The sequence below is a fragment of the Pectobacterium parvum genome (assembly GCF_020971565.1).
Lineage (GTDB): Bacteria > Pseudomonadota > Gammaproteobacteria > Enterobacterales > Enterobacteriaceae > Pectobacterium > Pectobacterium polare.
The window spans coordinates 304487-326612 of the sequence record NZ_CP087392.1 but is presented as its reverse complement, the minus strand read 5'-3'; the positions used below and the strand labels follow the sequence as shown (position 1 = coordinate 326612).

At 52.2% G+C, this 22126-nt stretch carries 26 protein-coding genes; 10 read left to right on the top strand and 16 right to left on the bottom strand.

Translation table 11 applies throughout. From position 1 onward, the window contains the following. The first annotated feature begins 116 nt into the window (after positions 1-116). Positions 117-434: a helix-turn-helix domain-containing protein gene (locus LOZ86_RS01425; RefSeq protein WP_039513379.1), complete on the top strand. Its 318-nt coding sequence runs from the start codon at positions 117-119 to the stop codon at positions 432-434. 15 nt (positions 435-449) lie between these two features. On the opposite strand, the gene LOZ86_RS01420 is transcribed toward LOZ86_RS01425, so the two are convergent. Then, positions 450-707, bottom strand: coding sequence for a helix-turn-helix domain-containing protein (locus tag LOZ86_RS01420; RefSeq protein ID WP_111778840.1), 258 nt, complete (start codon positions 705-707; stop codon positions 450-452). A gap of 97 nt (positions 708-804) precedes the next feature. Here LOZ86_RS01420 and LOZ86_RS01415 point away from each other — a divergent pair, with 97 nt between their 5' ends. The 5 genes from LOZ86_RS01415 (at position 805) to LOZ86_RS01395 (ending at position 4459) form a co-directional block, all read left to right on the top strand. Further along, positions 805-1131, top strand: a complete 327-nt coding sequence (locus LOZ86_RS01415; RefSeq protein ID WP_111778839.1) for a helix-turn-helix domain-containing protein — start codon at positions 805-807, stop codon at positions 1129-1131. 185 nt (positions 1132-1316) lie between these two features. Further along, positions 1317-2735, top strand: a complete 1419-nt coding sequence (locus LOZ86_RS01410; protein WP_039483139.1) for a Fic family protein — start codon at positions 1317-1319, stop codon at positions 2733-2735. A 452-nt stretch (positions 2736-3187) separates the two neighbouring features. Continuing rightward, on the top strand, positions 3188-3427 hold the full coding sequence (locus LOZ86_RS01405; protein WP_039483142.1) for a type II toxin-antitoxin system Phd/YefM family antitoxin: 240 nt from the start codon (positions 3188-3190) through the stop codon (positions 3425-3427). Further along, entirely contained in the window at positions 3427-3867 is a 441-nt protein-coding gene (locus tag LOZ86_RS01400; protein ID WP_207783057.1) for a type II toxin-antitoxin system VapC family toxin, read from the top strand. Before LOZ86_RS01405 ends, LOZ86_RS01400 begins: the two co-directional genes overlap by 1 nt. Positions 3868-3901: 34 nt before the next feature. Further along, positions 3902-4459, top strand: coding sequence for a hypothetical protein (locus LOZ86_RS01395; protein ID WP_039513374.1), 558 nt, complete (start codon positions 3902-3904; stop codon positions 4457-4459). A 42-nt stretch (positions 4460-4501) separates the two neighbouring features. Here the strand turns inward: LOZ86_RS01395 and LOZ86_RS01390 are convergent, their stop codons facing one another. Further along, positions 4502-5047 carry a hypothetical protein gene (locus LOZ86_RS01390; RefSeq protein WP_039483148.1) on the bottom strand — a complete coding sequence of 182 codons (546 nt, stop codon included), beginning with the start codon at positions 5045-5047 and terminating at the stop codon, positions 4502-4504. Positions 5048-5162: 115 nt separating this feature from the next. Here LOZ86_RS01390 and LOZ86_RS01385 point away from each other — a divergent pair, with 115 nt between their 5' ends. Next, positions 5163-5549, top strand: coding sequence for a hypothetical protein (locus tag LOZ86_RS01385; protein WP_181892613.1), 387 nt, complete (start codon positions 5163-5165; stop codon positions 5547-5549). Positions 5550-5598: 49 nt separating this feature from the next. Beyond that, a complete protein-coding gene (locus LOZ86_RS01380; RefSeq protein ID WP_230242782.1) occupies positions 5599-5961 on the top strand; it encodes a DUF596 domain-containing protein in 363 nt (120 codons plus the stop codon). A gap of 66 nt (positions 5962-6027) precedes the next feature. Here LOZ86_RS01380 and LOZ86_RS01375 read toward each other — a convergent pair whose 3' ends face one another. From LOZ86_RS01375 to LOZ86_RS01315, 13 genes are all read right to left on the bottom strand, one after another. Then, positions 6028-7227 carry an AI-2E family transporter gene (locus tag LOZ86_RS01375; protein ID WP_230242781.1) on the bottom strand — a complete coding sequence of 400 codons (1200 nt, stop codon included), beginning with the start codon at positions 7225-7227 and terminating at the stop codon, positions 6028-6030. A 93-nt stretch (positions 7228-7320) separates the two neighbouring features. Then, positions 7321-7821 carry a GrpB family protein gene (locus LOZ86_RS01370; protein ID WP_230242780.1) on the bottom strand — a complete coding sequence of 167 codons (501 nt, stop codon included), beginning with the start codon at positions 7819-7821 and terminating at the stop codon, positions 7321-7323. Positions 7822-7924: 103 nt separating this feature from the next. Then, on the bottom strand, positions 7925-9085 hold the full coding sequence (gene lldD, locus LOZ86_RS01365) for an FMN-dependent L-lactate dehydrogenase LldD (RefSeq protein WP_039483161.1): 1161 nt from the start codon (positions 9083-9085) through the stop codon (positions 7925-7927). A gap of 103 nt (positions 9086-9188) precedes the next feature. After that, positions 9189-10628 (bottom strand): aldehyde dehydrogenase, encoded by a 1440-nt coding sequence (gene aldA / locus LOZ86_RS01360; RefSeq protein WP_161546753.1) that lies wholly within the window; start codon positions 10626-10628, stop codon positions 9189-9191. Between the two features lie 284 nt (positions 10629-10912). Further along, a complete protein-coding gene (locus tag LOZ86_RS01355; RefSeq protein ID WP_039483165.1) occupies positions 10913-11842 on the bottom strand; it encodes a lysozyme inhibitor LprI family protein in 930 nt (309 codons plus the stop codon). Between the two features lie 59 nt (positions 11843-11901). Further along, positions 11902-13002: an acyl-CoA desaturase gene (locus LOZ86_RS01350; RefSeq protein ID WP_039483168.1), complete on the bottom strand. Its 1101-nt coding sequence runs from the start codon at positions 13000-13002 to the stop codon at positions 11902-11904. Beyond that, positions 12999-14138, bottom strand: coding sequence for a fatty acid desaturase family protein (locus LOZ86_RS01345; RefSeq protein ID WP_230242779.1), 1140 nt, complete (start codon positions 14136-14138; stop codon positions 12999-13001). Before LOZ86_RS01345 ends, LOZ86_RS01350 begins: the two co-directional genes overlap by 4 nt. Beyond that, positions 14131-15255, bottom strand: coding sequence for a sterol desaturase family protein (locus tag LOZ86_RS01340; RefSeq protein ID WP_039483173.1), 1125 nt, complete (start codon positions 15253-15255; stop codon positions 14131-14133). The genes LOZ86_RS01345 and LOZ86_RS01340 overlap by 8 nt, the downstream gene beginning before the upstream one ends. A gap of 4 nt (positions 15256-15259) precedes the next feature. Next, positions 15260-15916, bottom strand: coding sequence for a phosphatase PAP2 family protein (locus LOZ86_RS01335; protein ID WP_165708178.1), 657 nt, complete (start codon positions 15914-15916; stop codon positions 15260-15262). Further along, positions 15913-17199: a F390 synthetase-related protein gene (locus tag LOZ86_RS01330; RefSeq protein WP_161546750.1), complete on the bottom strand. Its 1287-nt coding sequence runs from the start codon at positions 17197-17199 to the stop codon at positions 15913-15915. Before LOZ86_RS01330 ends, LOZ86_RS01335 begins: the two co-directional genes overlap by 4 nt. Beyond that, positions 17196-18002 (bottom strand): MBL fold metallo-hydrolase, encoded by an 807-nt coding sequence (locus tag LOZ86_RS01325; protein WP_039483182.1) that lies wholly within the window; start codon positions 18000-18002, stop codon positions 17196-17198. The genes LOZ86_RS01330 and LOZ86_RS01325 overlap by 4 nt, the downstream gene beginning before the upstream one ends. Continuing rightward, positions 17995-19023, bottom strand: coding sequence for an NAD-dependent epimerase/dehydratase family protein (locus LOZ86_RS01320; RefSeq protein WP_039483184.1), 1029 nt, complete (start codon positions 19021-19023; stop codon positions 17995-17997). The genes LOZ86_RS01325 and LOZ86_RS01320 overlap by 8 nt, the downstream gene beginning before the upstream one ends. Next, the gene (locus tag LOZ86_RS01315; RefSeq protein ID WP_230242778.1) at positions 19020-20033 is read right to left on the bottom strand and encodes a ketoacyl-ACP synthase III; all 1014 of its coding nucleotides are present in this window, start codon (positions 20031-20033) and stop codon (positions 19020-19022) included. Before LOZ86_RS01315 ends, LOZ86_RS01320 begins: the two co-directional genes overlap by 4 nt. 201 nt (positions 20034-20234) lie before the next feature. Here LOZ86_RS01315 and LOZ86_RS01310 point away from each other — a divergent pair, with 201 nt between their 5' ends. Then, positions 20235-20576: a GlpM family protein gene (locus LOZ86_RS01310; protein WP_039483189.1), complete on the top strand. Its 342-nt coding sequence runs from the start codon at positions 20235-20237 to the stop codon at positions 20574-20576. A gap of 43 nt (positions 20577-20619) precedes the next feature. On the opposite strand, the gene LOZ86_RS01305 is transcribed toward LOZ86_RS01310, so the two are convergent. Further along, entirely contained in the window at positions 20620-21009 is a 390-nt protein-coding gene (locus LOZ86_RS01305) for a rhodanese-like domain-containing protein (RefSeq protein ID WP_039483193.1), read from the bottom strand. A 119-nt stretch (positions 21010-21128) separates the two neighbouring features. Here LOZ86_RS01305 and ftrA point away from each other — a divergent pair, with 119 nt between their 5' ends. Further along, positions 21129-22124, top strand: coding sequence for a transcriptional regulator FtrA (gene ftrA, locus LOZ86_RS01300; protein WP_039483197.1), 996 nt, complete (start codon positions 21129-21131; stop codon positions 22122-22124). Positions 22125-22126: the final 2 nt, after the last annotated feature.

Below are 22126 nucleotides of genomic sequence, written 5' to 3'. Positions count from 1 at the left end.
GTTCAGCCAAACTCACCTTCTGAGAAGGTGAGTTTTCATTTTTTATCACTAACCAAAACCAGAGGCTACGATATACGTAGTATCTAAGACCCTTCATACCTACGAATATCGTAGCTATGAATATTCGTCAGCAACATCGTGATATTTTCAGTCAACGTCTCAAAGATGCCCGATTGTTAAGGGGGCTGTCTCAGAAAGGGCTGGGTATTGCAGCCGGAATTGATGAGTTCGTAGCAAGCGCCCGAATTAACCGTTATGAGAAAGGCGTGCATGAAGCCAACCTCGTCACCGCCAGCCGTTTGGCTGAGGCACTGGATGTTCCCCTCGCCTATTTCTATGCCACTGATAATAATCTAGCAAGAATGATTCTGACATTCGCAGAGCTATCCGCAGCAGAGCAAACAGCGCTACTCAATTCGCTGGAAAATAAATAATCTGCCAGACGTTCATTACGTCTTATCGCCCCTTATCTTCGACTTTCGATCAAGTAAACTCCCCTCAATGTCATAATAGCGACTTGGCCATATTTCGGCGGGATGCACGCCAAGTACGCCTGCAACCAACCACTCTCCTTTAGGCCAAGGACGCGTCAATACATTTGCCAGCGTTGACGAACTCAAACCTACAGAACGTGAAAGCGCAGCCATTGAAGTACTTTTCTTGTGTAATGCAGCAATAATATCCGCTTTGTGCCAATCCTTTTTCATCTAACCTCCTAACTGTTCATCATTAAAGGAACATGCACTACGAATACTACGTTATTCGTAGTATCTGACTCAAGAAAAAACTACGATTCTCGTAGTCATGATGACAAGACAAAATTACCATGACGTTTTCTGCCAACGACTAAAACAGGCTCGCTTGGCAAAAGGCTTATCGCAGAAAAAACTCGGCATCGCTGCTAGTATCGATGAATTCGTCGCCAGCACGCGCATCAATCGCTATGAGAAAGGCGTTCACGAAGCAAGTATTGAGACGGCTCAACAGTTAGCAAAAGTGCTGGATGTGCCGCTCGCCTACTTCTACACAGAGAACGATGAGTTAGCCGAAATGATGCTGACGTTTTTGACATTGTCACCAGAGAAAAGAGCAGAAGTTTTGGCGTTGGTGAAAAATGAAAGAAACACATGACAGGCTGTTAAGTGTTATCCCTGAACTCTGCTTTAGATTTTGTTACCGCACGGCAAACTTCACCTAAACTGTCTCTATCCGACCCTAATAAGGACAAAATTTCTATGAATTGTCCTTATTAGCTTGATTTTGTCCTTATCTCTACTACGTTTAGAGACACCGACGACTATTCTGTCCTGATAAAAATGAGCCAAGACAATCGTATACAGCAAGAGAAAATAGCAATTTTGAAAGCAATGCTTCAGTTCGATGAAGCAAAAAGCCTGGGCGAAATTGAAGAATTTCTATTTTTTTCAATAAATAAGAAAACACTACAGCGCCGGCTTAAAGAGCTGTACGACGACGGGCAGATCGTGACGGTAGGGGAAAAACGCAATACTAAATATTATGCAAATAAGGACAACTCATCTTCATTGCGTGTCCTTAAGTCATTCGATAAGGACACTATCGATAACAACATAAGGACAATACGTGCAGATGAGGACAATCACCCCATCTTTTCCAAAGAGGCTATCTCACAGCTCGCCTATTTAGATACGCCTTCATATGCACGTAAAAAATCCAGCTATCAATTTGATATTTTGGATAATTATTTACCCAACGTCACTCAGTACCTGCCGAATCAGATACAAACAACGCTGGCGAAAATGGGGAAACGATGTGATGACACACTGGCAGCAGGAACTTACGCGAGGAATATTAGTCAACGTCTACTTATTGATTTGTCTTATAACTCTAGTCGACTAGAAGGTAATACCTACTCCAAGCGTGATACACAAAAACTCATAGAGCAGGGGCTGACAGCCGATGGTAAAGTTCATGAAGAAACCATCATGATCATGAACCACAAAGAAGCGATTGAATTTTTAATTGAAAATGCCGAAGAGATAATAATTAATCCCTTCACAATCAGAAATATTCACGCCCTGCTTTCGCAAGATTTACTCGCCAATCCCAACGCATGCGGTAATATCAGGCAAATAGAAGTCTCTATTGGAAGATCGGCCTATTTTCCGCTAAACAACCCCCATCAACTCGAGGAATACTTCTCTCTATTGCTACGCAAAGCAGAACAAATCCACGATCCCTTTGAACAAAGCTTTTTCTTATTCATTCATCTATCGTATTTACAAGCCTTTGAAGACGTAAACAAGCGAACTGCTCGATTATCCTGCAATATCCCTTTTATTAAGCACAATTTTTGCCCGTTAAGTTTTATTGATGTACCGCAAGAGGATTACTTTAAAGCATTGCTGTATTTCTATGAAACCAATGAGCTCCTGCCCGCTTTGGAGCTGTTCAAATGGGCCTATACGAGATCTTGCGAGCAATATGATGTAGTAAAAGAGTCGATTGGCGAAATTGATATTTATCGCATACAACATCGCGCGGTACGAAAAGTGGCGATGGGAAGTATTATCCGGGAAAATCTTAATGAACAGCTTGCAGAACAATATCTTAAGAAATATTGTGCAGAAAATGATATTCCTTCTGCCGATAAATTTATTGCCATGACACTCAGTGATTTAGCTCAACTTCATGTTGGATCAATCGTTGGACTTGGCATTACAGAAAAAATGTTTATTGAGTGGAAAAATAATTGAATGAACTAAAGGGCACGGCAGCACCAGCGAAACGCTGATTAATAGAGAAACCGACCTGCCCTACACATTAAACGCCTCTTGTTTGCCAAGTTGCTCGCTGCGGTTGATACCCAATCGGTTTGCAACAGTTTGCCAACCTTTCACTGCGCCAAGTACCTCGTCATAGATACGAGTGGCGTCCTCGCGGCTTAAACGGAAGAAATCGATCACCTCGAAGGCTAGTGATAACTTTCAGCCTCTATCGGTGAGCAAAAAATAATCAAATCGGGGCTATATTCCCATAATATTGCCAAAGATGGGAATACAGTCCTATTTTCTCGGTCGATGAAAGCGACACAAAAAATCTTTCCACACTTTAATAGGTCATAGATTGACCAATTCTCATATGACCAGTAGACTCATTCATATAGACCAACTTTTTTGAAGAATTTGACCAACTCTTCGGAGGACCTGTGCAGAAAATCAATCTCTACGAGGCAAAAACCAATTTCTCTAAAATTATCAACCATGTGTCTGAAACGGGAGAATCCTATGTTATCGCCCGCAACGGTAAACCTGTAGCTAAGATCGTTCCTCTTACCGTTACCGAGAAAACGCCACGCATTGGTTTCATGAAGGGCCAAATTTCAGCCCCAGAGAATTTTAATGATTTGAATAAAGAAGAAATTATCGACATGTTTAATGGGAAATAATGATGGCAATCAACAAGGACGATGTACCAAAACGACGTTCTACTAGCTACTTGTTAGATACGCACGCGTTGATTTGGTTAGCAGGTGAGCCGGAAAAACTTAGCAGCGACACAATCGCCATTCTTTCCGATGACAATAACCGTTTTTACTTCTCTTCCGTCAGCATACAAGAGATAGCAATCAAAACTGCGTTGAACAAACCCAGCTTTAGCATTGATGCTGAGGCTATGACGAAAGGTTTATTATCAGCGGGTTATCTGGAGCTTCCGATGAATGCAACTCACGCCTATAACCTCGCTGCCTTACCCGAAATGCACCAAGACCCGTTTGACCGAATGTTAGTCTCTCAGGCGAAAATAGAAGGTCTGGCGTTGATAACGAACGATGGAAATATCATCAAGTATTGTTCAGGGTATATCAACGTGATCGAGTGCTGTTAGTACACCCGCAACAAGACAGGGAAAAACAACCAACATGCGTTATCTTGTCCTCCCCTTCATTCTTCTTGCCTTAACCGGCTGTCAGGCGATAACCACCTTCGACAAATATGCCACGCTGCGTCTTTACGAAGTGTATGAAGCCGAGAATCTTTCCGCCTGCGACTACAAGCCTAAATTCCGCGACTGTACCGTAGGTAAGCGATCTTTTGACGTCAAGATATCCGATGATAAGAGCAAAATCGCGTTAGTGGTCAGAAAGCGTTACGCCTATTTTGGCTTCACGCGTGATGATTTTGCCCGGCAGACACAGCCGCTGCGTGATTTTCTGATTTGGGCGCACGATCCGGCCACGAAGGATAAACAGATCACTCAGTTACGCAAAGCCGGAAACGTTGGCGGGAGTCTGTACGACAACAAGGAAGTGCAATATCAGTTCGATTATCTGCATACGCGTGCCGATGTTCAGCTACTCGTCGTTAAACCCCATGAAAACGCCGACTCGTATGGCCTGACCGTGGATGAAGTGAAAAACCTGCTATCGGTGATGGATGCCTGGTATGCCGGTACGTTTTCTGGAAAACAGCTAACGTAAGTTCGGTGAGACGGCCAGACAGCATCACTGTCTGGCCAAGCATTAAAAATGCTGCATTCTGGAAGAAAATTGTCCGCAGTTCTTCAGCATCAAATCTTTGACGGGTCTGCGGTCGTAGTAGCCTTTTTCGGTCTTGAACACCTCGTAGACTTCGAGGCGGCGTGGCGAATAAGCACCGGCAAATTCGCCAGTGACATAATAGTAATTCCCGACCACAGGTTTAAACGTAACGGTACTAAACCCACCATTGGCCGCAATCATTCTGACCGCAATATTGTGTTGCGCACTGACCCAAAACTCACGGATCATCGTAGGTGTTTCGGGGATTTCAGGGAAGCCGAGTGCTTTATTATTGAGCTTAGTTTGGAACCCAAACGCATTATTGGTATAGCCATTTTCTGGTGCATCAATATTAATACATCTGTCGGTCGTCGGATAAACGCGAACATAGTCGAGATTGCGGTTATCGAACGTCATACCCACGCGTTCAGCACCCTGATAATCCTCCAGTTTATGACTATAGGTCGCAACCGAACATCCGCTGACTAATACCGCACTTATTCCTATCAGAAGCATTTTCCCAAACATAACCGTCCCTTACCTTTATAAAATCAGAACATCCTGATTATTTTACGCCGCTTTTTATTCGAAAATTTATGTTGTATTACCCCTCACCTTAAACACTAATGATAAACGAGGCAACGTGGCAATTTCTCTCTATTACACCGCACGACGTAAAAAATCCCTGAGCCCAAAAGAGATATCTGCCGTGAAGGAGATTGTCCAACGCCATTCCGTTAATGAACACATTGAGAAATATCTGACGACCGGCGACGGCATAAACTGGGAATCATTTAATTTTGCCCTCAACGTGAAAATCGGTAACGTTTTCAGAAAAGGAATCGTGTTCTCAGGCTCGACCAAACTTCCCGATAGCGATGAAGAAGCCGCCTGGATTGGCGTACAGCACTGGTGCCAGTGTTTATCCGAAATCCGCGGCGTTTTGACACACTGTGAATGGTACGTCGCGGTCGACGATCGTGCTATTCCGTGGAGCCATGAGGTCAATGCCTATGACCCTGCGCGTTAGAAACGTGGGCCTCTGACAAAAACAGGAAACAGGAAACAGGAAGGGTGAGATGGACGACAACGACATTTACGATGCTGTTGCGACTAGCGCATACGGGCTGTCGATGGGTGCGATATGGCAACATATTGCGGTGGAGTGTCGGGGAAATCCCAGAACCTACGCCCAGCGTCAGGCGCTGTTTTTTACGCTGCTGGAGCAGCTCATCGAGGAAGGCAGAATCAGGCTTGCCAGTCAGGGAGACACTCTGCAAGGTGACCCGAAACATCAGGTCGATCGGCTCCGTAACGCCTTTCCACCTGAAATGTCCGATGATGAATTTGATGATGTCGACGAATATGGCCTGTGGTTCTTAGCCAAAGCGCCCGCAGGCGTCGTGTGGATCACGTCCGAAGGGCAAGAGAGTTGGACGTAAGAGGAATCAGCCAAACCAGAGCCAATTCCTCTTACTCACGACCGAATATCATGACTAGCGGCGAACTTACTCCGAGGTCTTACGTTCAACCTCCTGACCTTCCGCTGCCTGGCCTTTCACTACCTGACCCTCTAGCTCCTCATCCTGTTCCGGCTTCGCCATACTCGGATGCTGGCGACCTTCCTCGATAAAATCTTCGTCGATACCTTCAATATTTTCCTGATTATCGCGACCGGAGAGAATGTTCCAGCAGGCGATGAACAGCGCAGCAATCAGCGGGCCAATCACAAAACCGTTGATGCCGTAGATTTCCATGCCGCCCAGCGTGGCGATCAGAATCAGGTAATCCGGCATTTTGGTGTCTTTCCCCACCAACAGCGGACGCAAAATGTTATCCACCAGCCCAATCACCAGCACGAAGAACGCGACAATGAAGATGGCTTGCCACAGCATATCCGTCGCGAACAGGAAGATAGCAGCAGGCACCCAGATAATCGCCGACCCCACAGCGGGAATAAGCGACAGGAACGCCATCAGCGAGCCCCACAGCAGGCTGCCTTCTATTCCTGCAATGGAGAACGCAATCCCGCCCAGTGTCCCCTGCACAATCGCCACCACCACGGTGCCTTTCACGGTCGCCCGAGATACAGCGGCAAACTTCACCAGCAGGTGATGTTTAACATAGGTAGAAAGCGGTAGCGATTCCAAAATCAGGTTGACCAGATAGGCACCGTCTTTCAGGAGGAAGAAAAGCAGGTAGAGCATCACCCCGAAACCAATGAAGAAGGTGAATGTCCCTTTGCCGATCAGCAGCACGCTTCCCGCCAGATATTGCCCACCTTTCAGCACAACCTGAGAAAGCTCTTGCTGTATTTTGGCGGCGTTATCCAGATTGTGTTCCGCCAGGAAATGTCGCGCCCACTTCGGCAGATGCTGAATCAGCTCCGCCAGCACCACCGGGAATTGCGTATTACTGTCCTGCAATCGGGTGTAAACCCCGTTAATTTCAACCACCAGCGAGGAAACAATAATCCCCAACGGAATGAAGACGATCAGGAAGATGATCAGGACGGTCAGCAACGAGGCAACGCCGTTGCGATCGTTCAATTTTTGCCGAATTTTGCTTTTCAGCGGATGGAAGATAATGGCCAGCACCGCCGCCCATAAGATGGCGTAATAATACGGTGCCAGGATGTCAAAAAACGCCAGCGTGACGATAAATAAGATAAGGATGAAGAATCCCTTCGTAAGCCCTTTAATATTCACAACGATTCCCCCTTCGTTCAATCTGCTCTCGAAATATAGAACGAAGTGTGGCGTTTGCAATATAGGAAAAAACACCGGATTCGGCGGAAATGGCTACGCAAGCGCCTCATGCATCGCGATAAAGTCATCTTTTAACTGACTATATCGTGCGGCATCGTTGTCACAAGCCCGTGCGGCAGCACGCTTTATTTCCGCATATTCTGTACATACAGAAGGGTTTGCACGCAGATAATCACGGAAAGCCAAGTGCTGTTGAATATGCCCGTCACCCACCACGAAGGCGTGCAGGTGATGCGTACGATCATCGCCGCCCTTAGTATAGTAACGACGCCCCGCGATCCCATTTTCTCCACGGGGACGATAGCCCAAATCGACCATGACATGATCCAATCGGTCCAAATCGGACAGCGAAATCACTTCCAGCAGCATATCAATCACTGGTTTGGCGGGTAATCCCGGCACGGCCGTGCTACCGATATGATGAAGCCTCACCGCAACCTCACCAAGCGCCTGTGCTATCGCACACGCCGCCGTTTCATACTTCGTTGCCCACTGTGGATCGTAATCCACCACAGTAACTGTTCGCCCACCCATTCACCTATCCCCCAACGCAGCTTTATCGTGCAAAGGCTACCAACGTTCAGGGGAAGGTTCAAAACCATTACGCGGTAAATGCCTCTCACCACGTGATTCGTGCTTACAGGCCATCCAACCGCCGCTGGGTCGCGTGCACCAGCGAGTCGGTGGTGATGTCGGCAATGGATTTGGCACCGGTAAGCGTCATCGCCACACGCATCTCTTTTTCGATCAGGTTCAGCAGATTAACCACGCCCGCCTCGCCCGCTGCCGCTAACGCGTAGACAAACGCGCGCCCGAGCATCACGCCGTCCGCACCCAGTGCGATCATACGCACCACGTCCAGCCCGGTACGAATACCAGAATCTGCCAGAATGGTGATATCGCCTTTCACCGCATCGGCGATGGCAGGCAGCGCATGTGCCGTCGACAGCACGCCGTCCAGTTGGCGACCACCGTGATTGGAAACCACGATGCCGTCTGCGCCGAATTTCACCGCCTCTTTGGCATCTTCCGGGTCGAGGATGCCTTTGATGATCATCGGCCCTTTCCACATCTCGCGGATCCACGCCAAATCCTGCCACGAAATAGAGGAATCGAAATTCTCGGCCAGCCAGCCGATATAGTTTTCCAGCGTCGTCGGCGTGCCGCGATAGGCGGAAACATTCCCCAGGTCGTGCGGCTTACCGTTCAGCCCGACATCCCACGCCCATTGTGGATGAGTAACCGCCTGTAAAATGCGCCGTATCGCCGCGTTCGGGCCGCTCATGCCGGAATGGGCATCACGATAGCGCGCGCCCGGCGTCGGCATATCCACGGTAAACACCAGCGTCTTAACCCCTGCCGCCTGCGCGCGTTCCAGCACATTGCGCATAAAGCCGCGGTCTTTTAACACGTAGAGCTGGAACCACAGCGGCCGATCGATAGTAGGTGCAACCTCCTCAATCGGGCAGACGGAGACGGTAGACAGCGTAAAGGGAATGCCCTTCTGCGCCGCCGCACGGGCAGCCTGTACCTCGCCGCGTCGGGCGTACATACCGGTCAGGCCAACGGGTGCCAGCACCACCGGCATCGCCAGTTTTTCACCGAACAGCTGCGTTTCCAGACTCAGGTCGGAGACATTTTTCAGGATGCGCTGACGCAGTGCGATATCCGCCAGATCGGCGGTATTACGCCTGAGCGTGTGCTCGCCATACGCACCGCCATCGGCGTAATGGAAAAGAAACGGCGGCAGCTTACGCTGCGCCGCCGCTCGGTAGTCCGTTGAAGCAGAGATGATCATCGTCCTTTCCCATCCTTCTTCTTGTTTGTGCCACTGTTACGGTAAGTGGAATGACCGTGGGTGGAACTGCTTTGAGTGAAATTGCCCTTTAGTGGAACTGCTTTTAGTGAAATTGAAGGTACGCGACATGCGTTTGCAGATACTCCTGCAAGCCGTGCTTGCCGTCCGCTCCACCCACACCGGATTTACGCCAGCCCGCATGGAAGCCCTGCATCGCCTCAAAGTTCTCGCGATTGATGTAGGTTTCGCCGAATTTCAGCCCTTTCAGCGCCTTCATTGCGGTGTTGATGTTTTGAGTATAGATCGACGACGTCAGGCCATATTCACTGTCGTTCGCCATCGCAATCGCCTCTTCCAGCGTGTCGAAGGTCGCGACGGGCAGCACCGGACCAAACACCTCTTCGTGCATGATCGGCATGTCCTGTTTGACGTCCACTAGCAGCGTAGGCGGATAGAAATAGCCCGTACCGCTTGCACGCTGGCCGCCGAGCAACACTTTCGCGCCCTGCGATACCGCTTTCGCCACTTTGTCTTCTACACGCTGTCGCGCCGCCGCACTGATCAGCGGCCCCATATCCAGCGCCTTTTTCTCCGCCGTGTTGCCGAAAGTCACCTGCTCCATCGCGGCTTTAATACGGGAGATAAACTCGTCGTAAATGCCTTTCTGCACGTAAACGCGCTCGGCGCAGTTACACACCTGCCCGCTGTTGATGACGCGGGAACTGACAATCGCTTTGACCGCCAGATCGAGATCGGCATCGTCCATCACGATAGCGGGCGCTTTGCCGCCCAGTTCCAGCGACACCTTCGTCACGTTCTGCGCCGCTGCCGTCATGGTCGCAATGCCCGCTGCCACGCTGCCGGTCAGGCTGACCATGCCGACTTTCGGGTTAGCGGCCAGCTCTTGCCCGACCGTCGGGCCGTAGCCGGTAACAAAATTGATGACACCTTTCGGCAGGCCGATTTTGTGAATGATTTCGGCGAAAATCACTGCATTATTGGGCGTGATCTCGCTCGGTTTGATAACGATGGTGTTGCCCGTAATCAGTGCCGGTGCCGCTTTACGCGCGATCAGGAAGAAGGGGAAGTTCCACGGCAGAATACCCGTCGTAACGCCGATGGCTTTACGGAAGACGAAGATGTTTTCATTCGGGCGGTCGCTCTGAATGATCTCGCCTTCGTAACGACGCGCCCACTCTGCCATGTAGTCGAGGTAGTCAGCGGTAAACAGCACTTCCGTCTGCGCCAGACCGTGCGTCTTACCGCCTTCCGCGATGATCATGTCGGTCAGTTCGGCTTCGCGCTCGCGGATACCGTCGGCAATCTTGTGCAGCCAGACACCACGCTCAACCGCAGGCAATGCTTCCCAGCCCAGCTGTGCGGCCTCTGCCGCTTCTATCGCTTTCTTTGCGTCGTCAGCAGAGCCTTCTGGGATCTGTGAAATAACTTGCTCTGTGGCCGGGTTCACCACATCAATCCACTTCCCGCTTCTGTTTTCAACAAACTCACCGTTGATGTACATACGTTTCTGGGTGGTGCTCATGTCAGGCGTCTCCAAAGTAGGGTAAGGGAATACCACGCATAAACGAGTTGTTAACAAAACACGTTTTTTTTGTGAAGTTTTGCCATGCTGCGCGTTCTGAGCGGCATTTACCTTTTCATCGCTGCCATTTCGGTCTGGCAAGTGGCAAAAAAGTCATGCTGAGAACGTCTGACGTAACACTTTTGCAAAGTATCGAAAACTGGCGGGGGAATAACGAGAGTGTGACGCGAGCGAGGCGGTGACAGACGCCAGCCTACAGCGCCTGTCTGTTGAGCAGGGGAATTTTACGGTTCGTCGACTTTCACGATCTCTTCCTTCACCTTCCACTTGCCGCCCACTAATTCGCGGGTGGTGGCAACCATCGCCTGCTTCTCTTCGGAGTAGGCTTCCGTGCTTTCGACAATCAGGACAGGGTTATTATTCGCTATCTGGTAGGTAGACCATTGGTGCCAACAGCAGCCGCTTTTGGTAAACGTCGTGATGGTCTTACTCTTCTCATCAATCTCGAACAGGCCGAGGTTGGAACTGGCTAACTCGGTCAGCGGCGCGTTCTGGGTAAACTGCTGCTTTTCCACATCAAACAGGTACACATCGTAAGACGGCCCACCGTAAGCGCCGTTATTGCCATTACGCAGCATGATATCCGCATGATGATCGAAGTTAGCGTCATCAATCACCAGTCCGCTGTTGTTCTCACCATAGACCTCAACCAGATTCGCGGTCACTTCGCCCTTATTGTTCAGCTCGATGAACATATTTTCCATCGTGATACGCTGGAACAGATCACCACGTCCTTTCTTAAAGATATCCAGCGTGCCAGGGCCTTCGCAGGTTGAGTAAGAAGGAGCGAGCGTGCACGTCGCCACGCTGAGAACGAAGTCCCACTGGTCTGATGCCTGAGTAATCAGAGAGATATTTTCACTACCGGAAAGCGCCTGAATACGGGAAACCATCTCATTCCCCAAACAAACGTCATCCTTACAGCGGTCACGCTCGGCCAGCCACGCGCGCTGCGTCAGGAGCGCCTGCGCTTTGCCCTCTTTTTTCGCGTAACCCTGATAGGCCTTGTTTAATACCGTATCAAGTTGCTGTAAACGGCTACTGGCGCAAATCATTTTCTCAGTGTCTGTACTGGCCTTACTGCAATCTATTGCCCAGACGGACGAGGTGCAAAAGAACAGCAGGGATGAAGCGGCCAGAGATAAATAACGCATGAAGTATCGCTCCTTGAAAAACAGATGAAACCTAACTGATTGATAAAACGGATAACGGGCTATTTCTTGCTGCCATTTCCCATCTTTTTAAGAAAACGCTGCTGCTCAACCAAAATCGCTTTCAACGTAATACATTGATAATCAATGCCGTAACGTGGGGCGACGTCTGCAATAATTTTCGATAACGCAGGGTAGTGTCGATGATTCCAGTTGGGGAAAATATGGTGAGTCAGGTGCATATTAAGCTGCCCCAGCCAGTAGCCAAGCCAGGCGGGACGTGTAGCCCAGTCCACCGTGGTGGAAAAGACGTGCTGATAGCGGCCATGCCTGAATAGGCCATCGTCCGGTGCCTGATAGAACGTGCCTTTTGCCCAGTGCGACCCCAGAATCAGGACAACAAAAATCAGCGATGACAGCATTTGGCTCAGCAGATAAACCAGCAACAGCGCACCAGCACTGACAGGTGTCGGCGACAACAGCCAATAAGGTATCGCCAGCGCCAGCAGGGCATGCAGCGCTTTTGATAACAGAAAAACACCCCAGCCCTTAGCGCCCTGAAGCGTCATATTGCGCGTCACCTGCGTTTTCCCCGAGCGATCGAGCCAGTCAAAGAACCAGATGATGCAGGGGAATGTCAGCGATGCCACCATAGGCCAGTAGTAGCGCTGGGCGCGCATAAAAAAGCGAAACCGATGATAGGGCGATTGCCGCAAGACGCCGTTCTCTTCGATATCCAGATCGTAGTGCTGCACGTTGACATGCGCATGATGAAAAATCACATGCCGCACTCGCCAGCAGTCGGAATCCATACCGAGCGGAATACTCACCACGATATTGAGCAGGCGATTCGCCCACGGCCGCCGGAAAAAGACGTTATGCGAGGCATCATGCACCACGTTCACCGCCAGAAACATGGCGGTAAAAATAAAGGCAAAGTAGCAGCCCGCAAAACCCCACAGCGTCGTCTGCCGGAGGCTGAAACCATAAAATGCTAGACACAGCGCCACCAGAAACAGCATTTTGCCGATAAACTCGGTATTGGCAAAACGGTGGTCACCCGTTTCCGCCAGATAATCATTCGCAGCCTTCATCAACGCCCGATGCAACGCCAGATCGCGACCTTGTTCATAGCGGAGCGGCTTTAGCGGGGCGAGCGTCATTCTTTCTCCGCTCCCGCTTTCATGACACGTTGCGCAGTCCGCTGATCGTTACCTTCGCCCCTCAATTTTAAAAACCGGCGCTGGCTGGCTAGTAGCTCACGATAGGTAATACAGCGGTAGTTCATGCCATGCTCGGCGGCCACGCGCCGTAAGATATCGGCTAACGCAGGATAATGACGATGATGCCATCCCGGAAAAAGATGATGCGTCAGATGTAAATGCAGCCCTCCCGTCCAGCGCTCAAGCCAGCGCGGCGTCGGTAGCCAGTCACAGGCTGTCGCAAAGTTGTGCTGATACCAGCCCTGAGGCATCGTTTCCGTATCGGTAATGGTATAGAACTCAGCCTCAGCCCAGTGTGTGCCCAGCAGCAAAAATACCACCAGCAACGAGGCCAACATCTGACCCAACAAATAGCTCAATAGCACGATGCCGGGGCTAATGCCGTGTGCCGCCCCCACCATAATGGGAATCACCAGTAACAGCAGGACATGACCGATTTTACTGCCGATAAAAATCATCCATCCGCGGTAGCCTAACTGTACTGAACGGGCATTGACGGGGGTTTTACCCAAGCGATCGGCCCAGTCAAAAATCCAGGCGATATAAGGGAGCGAGAACGCAGCCACCAGCGGCCAGTAAAGATGCTGATAACGCATGTAGGAACGGTGGCGCTGAAAAGGCGTTTGGCGGAAAACGCCATTCTCTTCCGTATCCAGATCGTAATGTTCCACATTCGGATAGATGTGGTGGAAGTCCACATGACGCAAACGCCAGTAATCGGGATCGATGCCTAACGGCAACGTGACGATGCGCCCGACCACGCGATTCAGTGTTCGATTGCGGAAAAAGGTATTAGGGGAGGCGTCATGATTAACGATGATATTCAATAACATCGACAGCATGATGAAAGCAAAATAGCTCAGGAAGAACGCCCACGCCGTCTGCTGCACTAAGCAAACGGCATAACAGGCGATGCAGCATAAAAAGAGTAATCCGGCCTTAACGAACTGCCCGCTATCGGCAAAACGATGATCGTGATTAGCGCGGAGATAGGCCGACGTTTCCCGCTGTAATGCCCGATGAAAAGCCTGTTCGCCCTTGGCGGGATAGGGTTTGGCGGGAAGCACACTAGACATTTTCAGGCTCTCCAGTCAGGGGGCGTCGGCCCCAGCCAGCCGCCATCGCCAGCCCGTGCAGCGCCAGCATCAGCATCGCAATCCTCCAGTAGAGCGCTTCCCAGCCCAGATAGACAAGAAACACGGCAGGGAATAGCAGCACCACCACGAGCCAAACGTAAATGCCCCAACGCCGTCCTTCGGAAATCCCGCCCAGCGCAACCGCACCTGCCACCAGCAGCAGGAAGAGCACCGCCTGCGACAAATTGGCGGAATCATAGCCGTAGCCATACAGGTAGACATAGCCCACTACCAGCGCAAACAGCAGCATCGCTCCGGCAATCAACGCCACTGGCGTACAGTGAAAGGTTGCCTGACGTGTACGGCGCACCGACAGCTTCAGGTACTGCATAAAAGGCAGGTTACTGGCCCAAAACGGATTGTTCGATGGCGTTTCTCTGCCTGCGCCATAGCGGAAAGGCGTATCAGGCAGTTGCGGACAAAAGCTGCCAAACAGCTTGTCCCAAAAAATGAAGGTGCCGCCGAAGTTCTTATCGGCGTACGCACGGTCGTTCACGTGATGTACGCGATGGTGTGCGGGCGTCACCAACACCTTTTCCAGCCAGCCCAGTTTGGGCGTCATCGCATTATGGTTAAAGAGCTGAACGCTGTAATGCAGGATGGAAACGGTGACAAACACGTACAGCGGAACGCCGAGCAATGCCAGAATCAGGAAGAACGGAATCGAGGTCAGCGAGGAATACCAGGAGTTACGCACGCCCAGCGACAGATTGAAATGTTCACCCTGATGGTGAACCACGTGCACAGCCCACAGCACGCCGAAGGTATGGTGCAGGCGATGTAGCCAATAGAAACCGAAATCCCAGGCGAGCAGCGCGAACAGCCACATCAGCACCGGTGGCCAGGTGTCCACCCAGCCAAAACTGAAATGCGCCGCAACATAGCCATAGCAAAAAATTTCCACGCTGCGAAAAAGCCACAGCATGATATGCCCTGAATTCAGGTTAAAAACCACGTCATGCCAGTTCACCGTCTCACGCTGCATCCACTGTAGAACCAGCGCTTCGCCAATCACCACAACCAGCATAAAGACAATGGGTAATGCCAAATCGATCATGATGTCATTCCTGATGGCGCTTATCGTTAGGCAGCGGAGCCGCTGGGGAAATGGCCTTCACCGCCTCTCGGCGACGCAGAAAGACCCAACCAGCGATCCCTGCCAGCATCGCGCCGGTCACCAGATCGATGAACAGGTGTCGGCGCAGTTGCAGGATAGAAAGGGCTATCGCCGCTCCCCACAGAAGATACAAACCGGTTTTCACCTTCTGCTGGCCATCACTCATTGCCCACACCGCCAGCACCGTTAGCGCAATATGCAGCGACGGCAGGCAATTCTGCGGCGAGTCAATACGCAGTAAAAGCTGTAGCACACGGGTAGAGAGATCGTCCCCGACGACCTGTGGATACACCATCGTGGTCGGAAAAATCAGGTACACCGCGCCCGCAATCAAGGCGGTAAGCTGCGTTGCCCGGCGTAATCCTGCAAGACGCGTAATCGGGCAGGATAAATAAGATAGCGGCACGATGATAAAAAACGAGAGATACAGCCAGATCGCCGAGGCGCTAAAGGGAATCCATTCATCAACGAATGACGTCGGCAGCACCGTTCCCTGCCCCTGAAACTGCGCGCTCAGTTGATATACCAGCCCGACCGTTCCCCAGCCGAAGAGCAACGCTTTCAGTCGCAATAGCAGCGTTTTTTGCGGAAATAGCCTCATGCACTCTCCTTCAGGCGGGTAATCCGTCTGCGCTTTTGCGTAAATTCTGGCGCAATCTCACCAGCGGTGAGATGCCAATGTAACCGCGACGCATCAATACCCTGCAACGCAAACTGCTGCGACAGACTGTCCCGACAGGCTTCCAGCTCCGGCAGGCTACACGCGGCAGATAAATGCAGCGTCGCATCGCCCTGCTGCACCAGCCGATAGTCGGCATGCAGCGGCAGCGCATTGGCGATCACTCGACTACAAAGATCGGCAAACACGGTCTGAGGCTCGCCGTTACTGTCCGGCAGTCGCAGACGGTCATCGCTACGCCCTTCAATGCGGGCAATCGCCATCGTCACTCGGCCACACGCGCAGGGCGTTTTTTGCTTCACCAACACATCGTCCAGCCGATAGCGCACAATCGGCTGGGTGCTGCGAGTGAAATCGGTGATGATGGGCGTAAAGCGTTCGCCACCCAGCCACTGCGGCTCGATGTGAATAAATTCTTCGTTAAGATGCAGCGTACCGTGCTCGCAGGTCGATGCCAGAAAGCCTTCCGTCGCCTGATACACCTCCCCAACCTGCCCGAAGACCTGCTGGAGCAATTGCTTGTCCTGCGGTTCCAGCACCTCGGCCACGGAAATCACTTTTTTGACCGCCAGCCGTAGCTCACCGCGCTGTACCGCCAGCGCCAGTTCGTGCAGCACCTGCGCAGGGGCGACGATAATCGATGGCGGCCACGCTTCCAGCCGCGAAACATGTTCGGAAAACGGCGCGAAAAGATCGTAAAACGACAGGCTGAGCCAGCGGTTATCCACGCTGTGATACAGGTTGTTATCCGCCCGCAGGAACAACGCCACCCGCTCACCGGCGCGTAAGCCGTCCGGCAGCATTTTCGCCAGCATGCCTCCCGCCCAGACCTGCTGTTCACGCGGGCTGACGACAAACAGACCACGCTGCCCAGAGGTACCGGACGACAGCCCAACGCTAAACCCGCCCACATTCGGCGTGAAGTCGCGATCTTCCTCACTGCGGCGCGCGCAGGCGAGCAGTTCATCCCGCTTAAGCCCGGCGGTGTTCATCCGATCGAATTCGGCCATCATCACGGCTTTATCCATCATCGGCCAGGATGTCATGGGTAGCTGGCAGTAAGGACGAAAATAGGGACTACGCGCCAGCACGCGCCGAGCAAAACGAGAAAGCTGGCGCTGCTGATGGCGTTCAAGCGCCTGACGAGTAGAAAAGGTCAGGCGTCTGGCACGGAAATAGTGCCAGATCGTCATCAGCGGAATCATAGGTCGCCCTCATGACACAGCCGAATCTCGACTTGTCCATTCAGGTGCAACTGGTGCAGTTGGCCGAGCGTGTGGTAATAGGCTTTCGGATCGTCCATCACCAGATTCGCCAAGCGCGACGGCCCACGCCCTTCGCGATAGCTGTGCGGCGACCAAGCGGCATCGCTTGCCAGCAACACCCAGCCGTTTTCAGTCAGCACAAATGCGCCGAGGTGTCCGGCGGCATGGCCGGGCAACGGCACCAGCACGATCTCTTTATCGCTACCCAGCAGCGCATAGCCTTGCGTAAACGGTGCCAACTCGGCAGGCAGATCGGTAAGCGGGAAGTTCTCAACAAACTGAAGCGCCTGCTCAAAATGTTCTGGGATCAGCGCGGGCACAAACGCCCGCTTCAAGGCCGCGAAACCGCGCAAATTCCGCGTCTGCCGCCAACCTAGCGCCGAACAGATAAACGGCACGTCAGGGAAATCCCGCAGCCCCGCGATATGGTCGCCGTGAAAATGGGAAATAATCAGGCCGTCGATGTCCGCAGGTTGAATCCCCTGCCCGTGTAGCTGGTGAATCAGCGCGTCTTTCGTCTCGAAATGCACCGGCGTCATTCTGCGGTACAGCTGAAACAGGCCGGATTGCGTGGCATCGGTAAAATGCTGGGCATAGCCGGTGTCCCACAGCCAGCGCTTACCCTGACTTTCTAACATCCAGACGCGCGCCGGAAAACGGCACACTTTCCATCCCGCACCACGCAGTGCCATGCAGCCCGGATGCAGACAGTACCCGACTTCAAACGTCGAAATATTAGCCATGTCGGTCAGTACCCCGCTGTGCAAGGTGCGCGTTGAACCAGTTACCCGTTAGCTCGATGCCCTGCTGAAGGGAGAAACGCGGCTGATAGCCCAGCTCCTGCTTGGCTTTCTCCGCACTGAGCGTCATATCGAAATTCACCGCTCCCGCACTGTAGCGCGTCAGCAGCGGCTCTTTCCGGTTAAACCACGAAAACAGCTCCATGCCACCCGCCACCACGTGCAGCAGCGGATACGGTACCACCCTGACGCGATAGTTCATCCCTAGTTGCCCGCTCAGCAGTTGCTGAAGCATGTCTGCAAGGCGTGCGGGCTCACGATTGGTAATGTTGTATGCCGAACCTGAAACCAATCCCGTGCGCTGGCTGGCAAGCGCCATCGCCTCTACCACGTTGCCGACAAACGTCAGATCCAGCAGCGCTTCACCACCGCGCGGAAGGCGCAGCACGCCGCCGCCCACCGCGATCTGCTCCAGAACACGCGGCAGAATCACACGGTCATGTGGGCCAAACAGGCCACGCGGACGCAGAATCACGTAGGTAGTTTGCGGGTAGCGCGACGTCAGCGCCTGAAGCCGTTCTTCCGCCAGAAATTTGGTCTGTGCATAGTGATTGGCAAAACGCACCGCGCGGTAGCTTTCATTAATATTCAGGTGGTGCTGATAATCAAAGTAAATCGCAGGCGTGGAGATGTGCACAAAACGCGGGATGCCCAACTGACCCGCGGCTTCAGCCAGTCGCGCCGTTACCTCGGTATTATTCTGATAAAAATCATTATATTGACCCCACGGTGATGATTTTGCGGCACAGTGCCAGACCACATCACAGCCCGCCATCAGCGTTCGAAACTGCTCTACCGACGTTTCCACCAAATCAATGCGGGCGAACTGCGCACCCTGCGCTTCAAGCTGTTGCCCCACCGTGCGATCGCGCCCGCAAGCCAGCACCTGATGCCCAGCCTGGAGCAGCCATTCCACCGCGTTACGCCCCAACCCGCTGGTTGCACCCGTGACGAAGACTCTCATGGGATCAGTACCATCCCGCCCAGCGTCAACCCGGCGGCCGTACCGACCAGCATCGCGGGTTCACCTTCAGGCAGGCGTTGCGTCACGATGGCATGATGCAGCGCCGTCGGAATCGAGGCCGCCACCTGATTACCGTGATAGCGGTAAATATCGATCAGCCTTTCGGTCGGGATCGCCAGCCGCTTACGCATATGCTCCAGCGACAGGTGACTGGCCTGATGCGGAACCACCGCCGCCATCTGATCCAGCGAATAACCGCTGGCATCCAGCAGCCGTTGCAGATAGCCCTCAATCAGGGCAGAAGCCTGCCTGAATAGCCGTTTTCCCTGCATATGGAACAGAAAATCATGCAGTTCCATCCCTGCTCGTGGGTTACGCAAGGTACCGCCAGCGCGGATCTGGCACAGTTCGTTGCCCTTCGGGTAGGTTTCCAGCAGACACGCCGCAATCCCGCTGCGCCAATCGCCGCGTTCGACAATGGCACACGCGGCACCATCGCCAAAAATCAGCGACGACTCTTCATCATCCCAATCGATACCGCGCGAAGCCAGTTCGGTAGAGACGATGGCAATGCGTCGATAGGCACCGGTATTTAACAGCCCGGCCGCCACCTGAAGCGCGGAAATAAAGCTGACGCAGCTGCTGTTAATATCGAAACTGGCCGTCCCTTTTGGCAGAGACGACGCTTTTAATAAGTGGCTGGCGCTATAAGGCAGCGCCTGAATCGGAATCGCGGAAGCAAACAGCAGCAGATCGATGGACGCTGGCGGAATAACGCCCCGCGCCAGCGCGTCATTTAACGCCGCCACACCGAGTTCCGCCTGGCTGGCATGATTATCCGCATGATGGCGATAAATAATGCCTGAACGGCTTTCGACATAACCAGCGGGCTTATTGAGCCGCACATCTAATTCAGCCGATGTCACCCGCTGCGCAGGAAGCGCGCTGCCGGTAGAAATAATTTTGAGTGGAACCAATCCCTGAGTGACTGCATGACTTTGCGTCTTCAACTTCAATCCTTTCCAGATTTATTATCGTTTTACCCGTACTGAGCAGGCTATCACGTACGGTATTTATTCATTCTGTCGCTAAGAATAACGAAATCACCGCGAATTGAAATCTTAAGCTGTGCGGTCGCCCTATTTCATCCCGACACTTTTTCGCTATTCTCTGCGCATTCGCGATGCTTAATTAAGCCAGAAGTTATACTTATGTCATTGTTTATCAAATCAGTTATTGGCGCGCTAATCGTATTGCTCATCAGCGTACTGGCGAAAAGCCGAAACTATTATATTGCCGGGCTGGTACCGCTATTTCCCACGTTTGCGCTGATCGCACATTATATCGTTGGCACCGAACGTGGACTGGAAGCGCTGCGCGCCACCATCCTGTTTGGCATCTGGTCCGTGATTCCTTATCTGGTTTATCTCATCTCACTTTATTACTTTACCGCGTGGATGAAATTGCCACAGGCGCTGTTTGCAGCGGTCGTGTGTTGGAGTATATCAGCGGCACTGCTAGTCAAAATCTGGACGTGGTATCAGGGGAATTAGGTGTTGGCAGAAGGGATGGCCCCTCTGCCATAGGCAGGTGATCTCAGGCGAAGGCGAAGCCTTCATCTTCCCATCCCGTGATTCCCCCTATCATAATTTTTACCGGGCGACCGAGTTGTGCCAGCTTTAACGCCGCCTGATCTGCACCATTACAGTGTGGTCCCGCGCAATAGACGACAAACCGCGTATCATCAGGCCACTCGGCCATACGCTCAGGTGTAATTTCACGGTGCGGAAGGTGAATCGCCCCCGGTATATGGCGCGCGCTAAAGTGCTTCGTCGATCCCACCACATGCAATAACACAAAGTCCTGCTGAGTGTCAGAGAGCGATCCCGCGACATCCGCACAGTCCGTTTCCACAGACAGACGACGTGAAAAATGGGATAGGGCGATATCAGAAGCAGCAAAGGGATATTCAGTCACGTAACTCATCGATTTTTCTCACTGATTGGAATGAGGCTCGACTATAAAACGGATACATAAAGGCTGGCAGATGGCATTATTGCCATATATCGTCAATATCATGACAAGTTATTGAGGTGAGGAAATCGATGTTCAATCCGCTTGTTGTCGTACTCGCTTATGATGGCTTGTGTACATTCGAATTCGGTATCGCTGTTGAAGTCTTCGGCCTGCCACGCCCCGAAATGGGTGAAAATTGGTATCAGTTTGCCGTTGCGGGTTTAGACCGTGGCGCGATGCGGGCAACGGGTGGCATCCATGTGGTTGCCGATGGCAGCCTTGAGCTGTTAACACAGGCAGGGACAATTATCATTCCCGGCTGGAAAGGCAGTGATGTGCCCGTCCCCACACATCTGGTCGATGCATTACGCCGAGCACATCAGCAAGGTACCAGGCTGCTCTCTATCTGTTCTGGCGTTTTTGTCCTCGCGGCGACCGGCCTGCTTTCCGGGCGACGCGCCACGACACACTGGCGCTACAGCGACACGTTAAAAATGCAATATCCTGATATCAACATCGAGCCAGACGTGCTTTATATTGATGAAGGAACGATTCTTACGTCAGCCGGGAGTGCGGCGGGTATCGATCTGGGGCTGCATCTCATCCGTCGGGATTACGGCAGCAAAGCGGCCAACCAAGTGGCTCGCCGATTGGTGGTCGCACCGCATCGTGATGGTGGGCAAGCGCAGTATATTGAGAAAGCAGTACCTGTAGACTACGAACGCTCGCGACTCGGGCCGCTTATCGATCATGTCCGAGCCAACCTCGCGGAAGAGTATTCCGTTACAAAGCTGGCGGCAATTTCCTGTATGAGCCCACGCACGTTCCTTCGCCGTTTTTCTGCCGCTACGGGTACGACGCCAGCGCGCTGGCTACTGGCCGAACGGCTGAATACCGCACGCGATTTACTGGAAAACACGCGCTTATCAATAGAGAAAATTGCCGAAACGGTAGGATTCGGTACCGCAGCCTCGTTACGCCACCATTTTCGCCAGCAGCTCGATCTCACGCCCTCAACCTATCGGTTGCGCTTCGGGCAGAGAGCCGATGATATCCCAGAGAATCTTGCCGCTAAGAGAGGATAGTT

Coding starts and splice junctions, on each gene's coding strand:
- LOZ86_RS01325 (WP_039483182.1), bottom strand. CDS start 18,002: ATGGCTAATATTTCGACGTTTGAAGTCGGGTACTGTCTGCATCCGGGC.
- LOZ86_RS01345 (WP_230242779.1), bottom strand. CDS start 14,138: ATGTCTAGTGTGCTTCCCGCCAAACCCTATCCCGCCAAGGGCGAACAG.
- LOZ86_RS01420 (WP_111778840.1), bottom strand. CDS start 707: ATGAAAAAGGATTGGCACAAAGCGGATATTATTGCTGCATTACACAAG.
- LOZ86_RS01335 (WP_165708178.1), bottom strand. CDS start 15,916: ATGAGGCTATTTCCGCAAAAAACGCTGCTATTGCGACTGAAAGCGTTG.
- LOZ86_RS01415 (WP_111778839.1), top strand. CDS start 805: ATGATGACAAGACAAAATTACCATGACGTTTTCTGCCAACGACTAAAA.
- LOZ86_RS01380 (WP_230242782.1), top strand. CDS start 5,599: ATGGACGACAACGACATTTACGATGCTGTTGCGACTAGCGCATACGGG.
- LOZ86_RS01355 (WP_039483165.1), bottom strand. CDS start 11,842: ATGCGTTATTTATCTCTGGCCGCTTCATCCCTGCTGTTCTTTTGCACC.
- LOZ86_RS01410 (WP_039483139.1), top strand. CDS start 1,317: ATGAGCCAAGACAATCGTATACAGCAAGAGAAAATAGCAATTTTGAAA.
- LOZ86_RS01370 (WP_230242780.1), bottom strand. CDS start 7,821: ATGGGTGGGCGAACAGTTACTGTGGTGGATTACGATCCACAGTGGGCA.
- LOZ86_RS01330 (WP_161546750.1), bottom strand. CDS start 17,199: ATGATTCCGCTGATGACGATCTGGCACTATTTCCGTGCCAGACGCCTG.
- LOZ86_RS01395 (WP_039513374.1), top strand. CDS start 3,902: ATGCGTTATCTTGTCCTCCCCTTCATTCTTCTTGCCTTAACCGGCTGT.
- LOZ86_RS01350 (WP_039483168.1), bottom strand. CDS start 13,002: ATGACGCTCGCCCCGCTAAAGCCGCTCCGCTATGAACAAGGTCGCGAT.
- aldA (WP_161546753.1), bottom strand. CDS start 10,628: ATGAGCACCACCCAGAAACGTATGTACATCAACGGTGAGTTTGTTGAA.
- LOZ86_RS01400 (WP_207783057.1), top strand. CDS start 3,427: ATGATGGCAATCAACAAGGACGATGTACCAAAACGACGTTCTACTAGC.
- LOZ86_RS01320 (WP_039483184.1), bottom strand. CDS start 19,023: ATGAGAGTCTTCGTCACGGGTGCAACCAGCGGGTTGGGGCGTAACGCG.
- LOZ86_RS01425 (WP_039513379.1), top strand. CDS start 117: ATGAATATTCGTCAGCAACATCGTGATATTTTCAGTCAACGTCTCAAA.
- LOZ86_RS01305 (WP_039483193.1), bottom strand. CDS start 21,009: ATGAGTTACGTGACTGAATATCCCTTTGCTGCTTCTGATATCGCCCTA.
- lldD (WP_039483161.1), bottom strand. CDS start 9,085: ATGATCATCTCTGCTTCAACGGACTACCGAGCGGCGGCGCAGCGTAAG.
- LOZ86_RS01390 (WP_039483148.1), bottom strand. CDS start 5,047: ATGTTTGGGAAAATGCTTCTGATAGGAATAAGTGCGGTATTAGTCAGC.
- LOZ86_RS01310 (WP_039483189.1), top strand. CDS start 20,235: ATGTCATTGTTTATCAAATCAGTTATTGGCGCGCTAATCGTATTGCTC.
- ftrA (WP_039483197.1), top strand. CDS start 21,129: ATGTTCAATCCGCTTGTTGTCGTACTCGCTTATGATGGCTTGTGTACA.
- LOZ86_RS01340 (WP_039483173.1), bottom strand. CDS start 15,255: ATGATCGATTTGGCATTACCCATTGTCTTTATGCTGGTTGTGGTGATT.